The sequence below is a fragment of the Kitasatospora sp. NPDC056651 genome, from assembly GCF_042792155.1.
Classification (GTDB): Bacteria; Actinomycetota; Actinomycetes; order Streptomycetales; family Streptomycetaceae; genus Kitasatospora.
This window is the reverse complement of the sequence record NZ_JBHTWX010000186.1, coordinates 1-7,643: the sequence shown is the minus strand read 5'-3', so window position 1 is coordinate 7,643 and position 7,643 is coordinate 1. Positions and strand designations below refer to the sequence as shown.

The window sequence follows — 7,643 nt, the reverse complement described above, 5'->3', positions numbered from 1 at the left end:
CCCGACTACATGATCCCCACCACCTACACCCCCCTCGACACCATCCCCCTCAACGCCAACGGCAAGACCAACCACAAAGCCCTCCCCACACCGGACCGGGACGAGCTCGACGCGGCCCGGGAGCACGTCGCTCCGTCGACGGCGACCGAGCGGCGGCTCGCGGAGATCTGGGCCGAGGTCCTGGGCGTGGAGCGGATCGGGGCGACGGACAGCTTCTTCGAGCTCGGCGGACACTCGATCCTGATCATCAAGGTGGTTTCGGCCGCACGACAGGCGGACCTCCCGCTCTCCCTGATGATGTTCTACCGGCACGACACGCTCGGTGAGTTGGCGGCGGAGCTGGACGGCGTCCTGGCCGCCGAGCGGCCCGCCGGGCCCTCCGGCGAGTCCGTGACGCGGTCCGCTCCGTCGGGCGGCTCGGCCGCCGTCTCCCGCTCGGCGCCGCGCTCCCTGCTCGACACCGTCGACACGGGTCGCGTTCCCGGGGTGAGCATCGCCGTCATCGAAGGCGGAGAACTGGTCGCCGCGGAGACGCTGGGCACGCTGGTCGCCGGTGGGGCCGAGCCGGTCACCCCGGAGACGCTCTTCCAGGTCGGCTCGGTGAGCAAGCACGTCACGGCGCTCGGGGTGCTGCGGTTGGCCCAGGACGGCGTGATCGACCTCGATGAGGACGTCAACACGTACCTCAAGGGCTGGCGGGTGCCGGGCGTCGACGGCGGCCGGCCGCCGCGGATCACCAGCCGCCAGCTGCTGGGCCACCTGTCCGGGCTGACGCCGACGCTGGGCAAGGGCTACCGTCGCGGCGAGCCGCTGCCCGGACTGGTCGACCTGCTGAACGGCCGGACGTCCGACGGGGCGCGGCCGGTACGGCCCGACCTCGTGCCGGGGGAGGTGTTCCGCAAGGCCAACGTGCACTTCTCGGTCCTCCAGCAGGTCGTGGTCGACGCGACGGGCCGGGGCTTCGCGGAGCTGATGCACTCCCTGCTGTTCGCGCCGTTGGGCATGACCGGCACGAGCTTCGACCAGTCCTTCCCGGAGACCTCGGGCCTGCCGGTCGCCCACGGCCACGACGAGCTGGGCAGCCCTCTGGCGGGCGGCTGGCTGGTCCGGGCGGACGCGGCAGCGGCCGGCCTGTGGACGACGGCCGTGGACCTGGCCAAGCTGGCGCTGGAGGTCCGTCGGTCCTACCTGGGCCGCCCGCTGGCCCTGCTCGGCCAGGATTCGGCCAGGGAACTGCTGACGCCACACGACGAATCCTTCTACGGCCTGGGCACGGTCGTCGACACCCTCGGGGCCGACGTCCAGTACGGGCACGGCGGCGAGCCGATCGGTTATCACGCGCTGACCGTGTCCCTGATCCAGCGGGGTAGCGGCCTGGTCGTCCTGACGAACAGCAGCGGGGGCGGGGACCTGATCAAGGCGGTGGCCGACACCCGCTGACACCTGTCCGTTTCCGGCCGCGGCGAAGACCCCCAGCCCACCCGGGTCGGGGGTCTTCGCCGTGGCCGGAACGGGCGGAGTCGGGCGCACGCCGAGTCCGCCTGGCGGCGAACCCGGCCGCCGGGTCGCAGGGCCGCCGGGTCGCCGGGTCCCGCGGAAGCCCCGGCGCCTCCATCCGCCCGGTCGACCCAGATGCCCACTCCACCGGCCCGCCCGTCAGGGGAGTTCGAGGGCAGTTTGAATATGTCGTTCGAAATGTGATGAAGCACGTCATCGGCCTGGCCAGCGCGGCTTTGCGGGGATCGGGCGCCGGGCCCGGGTGGCGGTGGTGCGCAATCGAAATTCGAGAAAAAGGAGGGGTTCACCCGTTGGAGTTATGCGACTGGACACGGGAACTCAAGGGGCGGAAGAGTCCATCGCGTTGTCTTCAGCATCTTCAACGAAGGCCCATTGGGGGGCTCATAAGGTGGAATCTCGGTCGAAGCAGGAGATGATCGAGCAGCGCGGCGGAGTCGTCTCGCTTTTCGGTGTTCAGCCGCAGCGATCGTCTGCGGCTTTCCGGGGCGGGAAACCGCGTGATGGCGGGGCGATGGCCGGTGTTTTCGGGGCCGATCTCCTCCGGGCCAATACCGAAACGGTGCTGGGCCGGCTGGAGAGCCATCTGTCGGATTCCTCGATCAGGGGGCTCGACCTGATCGACCCCGAAACACTGACGCGGGCCGCGCGGGCCCTGATGGCCGGGGAGCGCGACGAGATCGCGCCCTTCGACGAGAAGCGGCTGGACGGGATCGTCGACCTGTACGTCAGGACGGGGATCCAGGTCCACTCGCCCGGTTACCTGGGGCGGCAGTTCTCGGGCGTGGTGCCGCTGGGCGGGGTCGTCGACTTCGTCAGCTCGGTGGTCAACCAGCCGTCCTCGTTCTACGAGGCGGGCCAGCTGCCCAGCGTGGCGGAGCGCATCATGGCCGAGGAGCTGAACCGCTTCATCGGGTGGGAGCCGGAGAGCTTCGCCATGGTGACCACCTCGGGCGGGTCGCTGGCCAATCTGACCGCGCTGCTCGCAGCCAGGAACAAGGCGTTCCCCGACTTCTGGTCGAGCGGCAGCCCCGTGGTGGACGGCGCGCCCCGGCCGGCGGTCGCGGTCGGCGCGGACGTGCACTACAGCGTGTCCCGGGCGGCCGGGATCCTGGGGATCGGGGAGTCGCAGATCGTCCGGCTGCCGCTCGACCGGGAGCAGCGGATCTGCCCGGAGCGGGCGCGGGGCGCCCTGGAGGCCGCCGAGCGGCGAGGGCTGAAGGTGTTCGCCCTGGTCGCGTCGGCCGGCACCACCTCGGTGGGTGCCTTCGACCCGCTCGACGAGCTCGGCGACCTGGCCCGGGAGCTGGGCATCTGGCTGCACGTCGACGGTGCGCACGGGGCGAGCCTGCTGGTCTCCGACAAGCTCCGCCACAAGCTGCGGGGGATCGAGAAGGCCGACTCCCTGGCGTGGGACGCACACAAGATGATGTTCGTACCGGCGCCCTGCACGCTGCTGTTCTACCGGAACAAGGAGGACAGCGACGGGGCCTTCCAGCAGCACGCCAGCTACGTCTTCGACGAGGAGCCGGACCGCTACACCGAGCTCGACAGCGGCGGCCGGAACTTCGAGTGCACCAAGCGGCCCATGATCATGCCGCTGTGGACCCTCTGGTCCGTCTACGGCCGGGCCCTTTTCGCCGAGAAGATCGAGTACCTCTGCGAACTGACCGAGGAAATCCACGGAATTCTCCTGGACGAGCCGGATTTCGAGACGGTGCACCGGCCGGAGGCCAACATCCTCTGTTTCCGCCACCGTCCCGCCGACCTCTCCGACGAGCACGTGCACCGTCTCCAGGTGGCGATCCGGAACCGGATCAAAATCGAGGGGAACTTCTTCATCTCCAAGGTGAACATCGACGGGGTCGCCGCCCTGCGGGTGGTCGTGATGAATCACCGGATCACCATCGAGCACGTCCGGATGCTGCTGGGTGAGATCAGGCGGGTCGCGGCTGAGCTGTCCGCCGCCGCCAGGTGAACGCCAGCGAACGAACCACAGCGCATGGGTCGATGAACAGAGCGAAAACGAGGAATTGACGATGAGTGCAGTGAGCATCGCACCCGCCAGGCCGGCGGCACCCGGCGGCGCCGGTGAACTGGCGAGCCGGCTGATTCCCGATTGGGAGCTGAAGCCGGAATCGATCGACGCCGTGGAGAAGCTCCCCTTGTTCGCGAGCAAGCTCCGCGAGTGCGAGCAGGTCTGCCAGGCCCCGTACAGCGAGGTGCCGCACGAGATCCAGGACGCCCTGGTGCTGCGCCGCCTCCAGCAGATGGTCAACACGGTCCTGCTCAACCCGCTCTGGCGCACCCGCCTGTCGGGCGCCGGAGTCCGTGAGGCTCCGCGGACGTACGAGGAGTGGCAGCGGATCCCGCTGTCGGACAAGGAGACCCAGCGCGACTTCTTCATGGACTCGCGCCCGGGCATGGTGGTGCCGCTGGAGCGCGGCGGGTTCGAGATCGTGGCCAGCGGCGGCACCAGCGGCGGTAAGCCGCTGGAGACGGTGTACTCGCTGCGGGAGCTGCGGGACACCTACGAGGTGGCGGGCCGCTTCATGGGCGCCTACCAGCTGGACGGGTACCTGAACGGCAGCGACCCCAAGTGGCTGTACACCACGCTGGCGGACTACCAGATGTGGAGCAGCGGCACCATGGTGGGCGGGGTGCTGGCCCAGGTGCCGGGGGTCAACTACATCGGCGCGGGGCCGGTCACCGCCCCGGTGCTGGAGCACATGTTCTCCTACCCGGGCCCGAAGGCGCTCATGGGGATCACCGCGGGCGTCGCCATCCTCAGCGAGCTCGGCGCGGGGATGAGCCAGGAGGCGAAGCAGAGCTTCCGGGCGGCGCTGTACGGGAGCGGGGTGCTGCCGCAGCGCAAGCGGGCGGAGCTCAAGGCGGTGTTCCCGAACCTGGCGATCCTCAGCTACTTCGCCGCGACCCAGGCGGAGACCATCGGGCTCCAGCTGAGGGAGGAGTCGCCCTACCTGGCGGCCGTGCCCGGACTGCACCTGGTGGAGATCGTCGACGCCCAGGGCCGCTGGGTGGCGGAGGGCGAGGAGGGCGAGCTGGTCGTCACCCGGCTGCACGCGCACGAGGCGCCGCTGCTGCGGCTGAAGCTGGGCGACCGGATGATCCGCCGCCCGAGGCTGGACGGCCCCGGGCTGAAGACCGGCCAGTTCGAGTTCGCCGGCCGCACCGGGGACATCCTGCACCTGAACGACAGCCAGTACTCGGCCCCGCGCGCCTACGAGGCGCTGCGGGAGGACCTGCTCAAGGTCGTGGCGGTGGACCTGGACGTGGTGGCCCACGAGATCCAGTTCGTGAACCACCGCGAGGGCAAGACCATCACGCTGCTGGCCTCGGTGGACGACGCCCCGGGGCTGACGTACCGGCTGGACGGCGCGCTCGGCCCGTACGGGGTGCAGCACGTCTTCGTGAACTCGCTGCCCCGCTCGCTCTCGCTGTTCAACCAGGGCGAGGCCAACCCCGCCTCGATCGAGAAGACCGGGTACCGGTTCCTGATCAAGTTCGTGCCCAGGGCGTCCGCGGAGATCGAACGGACCTCGGTCGGCAAGGTGCCCCTGGTGCGCGACCGGGGCTAGGCCCGGCCGGACAGGGCCTGACAGAACCACCGGCGGGGCGGCGGGACCGCCGCCCCGGTCCGTGGCTTCGAGGAATGGAGTGAGGATGAAACCGCAAGTGAACATCGCCGTCGTGGTGGATGTGATCGGCGCGCTCTCGGACAAGTCGCTGCTGAACGGCAACCTCTGCCTGATCGACGACGGGTCCTTCGACAGCAAGGGCCAGGGGACGCCGGAGCTGGTCACCGTGGTGGCGCCCGGCCAGGTGGTCCAGTGGTCCGCCCTGGCGGTGGACCTCCAGACCCCCGTCGAGATCAGGAGCATCAGCTTCCTGCCGGCGGGTGGGGTCGCGGCGGCTCCCGAGTACGTCGTCGATCACGGCCCGGCCGGCGCCCCCGCGGGTGACGGCACGGAGGGCGCCCCGGGCGGTCTCCCGGAGGGCGCCGCGGACGGCGCGGCGAACGGCGCGGCGCCGGCCGGTCGTCGGCTGGAGAGCGGGCAGTCGGACCTCGACGTGTGGTCCGGCGTGGTGCCGCCGTACCTGCCCTCCGGGGTGCCGTACCGGTACCGGCTGGAGCTCCAGATGTACGAGGGCGATCACAGCGTGCTGTACGTCGACTCGCCCGCACTGATGTGCCTGTAGGCGGAACACCGACAAGGAGGGTGGGCAGATGGCCCAACAACTGGCGATCATCGTGCTCGTGGACGTCGGCAACGCGCTGGAGTCCCGGACGCTGACCGGCAACACCTATCTGTTCGACAACATGAAGCTGCAGGGCTCGCTGAACCAGGGCACCGGCGAGCTGGTCACCGCGGTCAACGGCGCCTACTGGAGCGACGGCTCGCAGGCGGGCGAGCAGGTGCTCAACTGGCTTCCGTACAGCCTCGGTTCGATCCCGCCGACGGTGCCCCGCGGCTACCACGCCGCCCGGACGCGGCAGGCCGAGAAGGACGCGCTGGCGGAGCTGGCGGACCTGGCCGGCCGCACGACGCCGAACGGTGACACCGAGGCCGCGCTGGCCAGGATCCAGAAGACCGTCGGTACCAGGGTCCGGTCCACCTCGCGCACCCGCGCCCTCTCCGGGCAGCGACTGCTGGACGTGACGGGCAAGGTGGTCTCCGACCACAGCCAGGGCGCGCACAGCTACCCGGCCCCGGTGATCACCGACATCTTCGGCGAAGCCGTGGACGAGAAGATCATCTACCCGGCCGAGTACGGCTCCCCGGACCTGGTGACCGACGGCTGGTACTGGTCGGCGACGGTCGACACCTCCCGGCCCGGGACCTACACCTACAAGATGCGGATCCAGCTCCACGATCTGGTCCAGCGCGCGGGCGAGTCGACCTGGGAGCCGGTCAACCTCACCTGCGAGTCGAAGCTCCGGATCACCGCGGACCCCAAGCGGAACGGTTTCACGGGTGCCGGTATGGGCTACCTGCCGATCGCTCCGGCCAGCTTCGCCTGAGCCCCTGATCCAGTAAGGACGAGGAGGAGTAGATGACCACCAAGCCACGGCAGAAGACCACGCCGAAGCGGCCGATCTCGATCACCGCGGTGGTGGACTGCGTGGGCATGCTGGCGGCCCAGAGCACCCAGGGCCACCTGTACCTGTACGACACCAACCGGGCCGGCGGGTCCACCGGCTTCGGCACCGAGGAGCTGAGGACCCCGGTCAAGGCCGGCGACCAGCTGCTCTGGAACGTGCTGGCGCTCGAGTGCGAGGCCTTCGTGGCCATCGACGGGATCGAGATCGACCAGGAGGTGTGCGAGCCGGTCCGGAAGGTGTATCCCGGCACCGACGTCGCCTACTGGACGGGGACGGTGAAGAAGGACCAGACGTCCCCGGTGTCGTACCGGATCAGCTTCCGGCTGGGCACGCAGGTCGAGCCGATCACCACCGCCGTGTCGCCCGCCCTGGTCGGCCACGCGACCGGCCAGCTCTGAGCAGCGGAGGAGGAACCTTGACGACCAGCACGCGCAGCACCGAGCCGGAGAAGCAGAACGCCGGGCAGCTGAACTCGGTCCAGCTCAACATCGTCACGTTCGTGAACATGGAGCGCGCCACGGCGAACCGCTCGCTGCACGACTCGATGTACATGATCGACAACAGCGTCGGCGGCTCGGGCCAGGGCACCCGGCAACTGGAGACGGTCTGCAAGCAGGGCCAGGTGCTGAACTGGATCATCCGTCCGCTCGACATGGAGCGGCGGCTGGACGGCACCTGGCCGCCCATGCCCAAGATCAACAACATCGTGGTCCTCGACACCGAACTGGGTGACGAGGAGGACGTGGCCGAGCGCAAGCTCTTCACCGAGCTCAAGATCTACGGCATGCCCGACCGGATGCGCTCGCCGCTGACCCCGGTCTACTACTACTGGGCCGGCACGGTGCTGAGCACGGCCAAGCCCGGGCTGTACCGGTACCGGCTCGTCCTGGAGCTGGAGCAGGAGGGCACCAAGGAGAAGCTGTACCTCAACACGGTCGACCACCCCGCGCTGCGGGTGATCGAGGTCTGATCCCGGCACCACACGGGCCCCGGTGTCCCCGAC

Annotated in this window: 7 protein-coding genes; all 7 read left to right on the top strand. The window is 69.7% G+C overall.

Translation table 11 applies throughout. The annotated features are described in order from the left end of the window. On the top strand, positions 1-1,440 hold a 1,440-nt coding region (locus ACFRAR_RS37605), incomplete at its 5' end, for a serine hydrolase (protein WP_380704763.1). 637 nt (positions 1,441-2,077) lie between these two features. Next, positions 2,078-3,493 (top strand): pyridoxal phosphate-dependent decarboxylase family protein, encoded by a 1,416-nt coding sequence (locus tag ACFRAR_RS37600; protein WP_380704761.1) that lies wholly within the window; start codon positions 2,078-2,080, stop codon positions 3,491-3,493. 61 nt (positions 3,494-3,554) lie between these two features. Continuing rightward, entirely contained in the window at positions 3,555-5,114 is a 1,560-nt protein-coding gene (locus tag ACFRAR_RS37595; protein WP_380704759.1) for a hypothetical protein, read from the top strand. Between the two features lie 85 nt (positions 5,115-5,199). Continuing rightward, positions 5,200-5,736 (top strand): hypothetical protein, encoded by a 537-nt coding sequence (locus ACFRAR_RS37590; protein WP_380704757.1) that lies wholly within the window; start codon positions 5,200-5,202, stop codon positions 5,734-5,736. 28 nt (positions 5,737-5,764) lie between these two features. Then, complete coding sequence (locus tag ACFRAR_RS37585; RefSeq protein ID WP_380704755.1) at positions 5,765-6,559, top strand: hypothetical protein; 795 nt, start codon at positions 5,765-5,767, stop codon at positions 6,557-6,559. 32 nt (positions 6,560-6,591) lie between these two features. Then, a complete protein-coding gene (locus tag ACFRAR_RS37580) occupies positions 6,592-7,038 on the top strand; it encodes a hypothetical protein (protein WP_380704753.1) in 447 nt (148 codons plus the stop codon). Positions 7,039-7,055: 17 nt separating this feature from the next. After that, positions 7,056-7,610 (top strand): hypothetical protein, encoded by a 555-nt coding sequence (locus ACFRAR_RS37575; RefSeq protein WP_380704751.1) that lies wholly within the window; start codon positions 7,056-7,058, stop codon positions 7,608-7,610. Positions 7,611-7,643: the final 33 nt, after the last annotated feature.

Excerpts from the sequence above, each read along its gene's own strand:
- ACFRAR_RS37595 (WP_380704759.1), top strand. The coding sequence starts at position 3,555 with ATGAGTGCAGTGAGCATCGCACCCGCCAGGCCGGCGGCACCCGGCGGC.
- ACFRAR_RS37590 (WP_380704757.1), top strand. The coding sequence starts at position 5,200 with ATGAAACCGCAAGTGAACATCGCCGTCGTGGTGGATGTGATCGGCGCG.
- ACFRAR_RS37585 (WP_380704755.1), top strand. The coding sequence starts at position 5,765 with ATGGCCCAACAACTGGCGATCATCGTGCTCGTGGACGTCGGCAACGCG.
- ACFRAR_RS37580 (WP_380704753.1), top strand. The coding sequence starts at position 6,592 with ATGACCACCAAGCCACGGCAGAAGACCACGCCGAAGCGGCCGATCTCG.